General features: G+C 44.7%; 1 protein-coding gene. It reads right to left on the bottom strand.

Translation table 11 applies throughout. The annotated features are described in order from the left end of the window. Positions 1-309, bottom strand: a 309-nt coding sequence (locus ACNPNW_RS06240) for a PEP/pyruvate-binding domain-containing protein (RefSeq protein ID WP_448766744.1), incomplete at both ends; no start/stop codon positions are given.

Raw genomic sequence — 309 nt, forward strand, 5'->3', positions numbered from 1 at the left:
CTGCATTCGGTAAATTACCGCGCGATCCGTAAATAGCGAAGCCCAACATTTGCGGATATGCTCCAAGATGGACTCTTTGCCGATAATATTTAAATAGGTGTCTTGTTGACCTGCAAAAGAAGCATGTGGCAAATCCTCAGCAGTCGCACTAGAACGCACGGCATAAGGATATTCATCGCCAAACGGGGAGAGATAGTGAGCAACTGCTTTCACAACATCGGAAGGAATGGCTGCTTGCATAATGGCCTGTCGAATCTTCTTGCTGATTTCATCAATTTGTTCTCGATCTTCTAAGTTAAGCGTGTTTAG

It is taken from the genome of Acinetobacter endophylla (genome assembly GCF_053543775.1).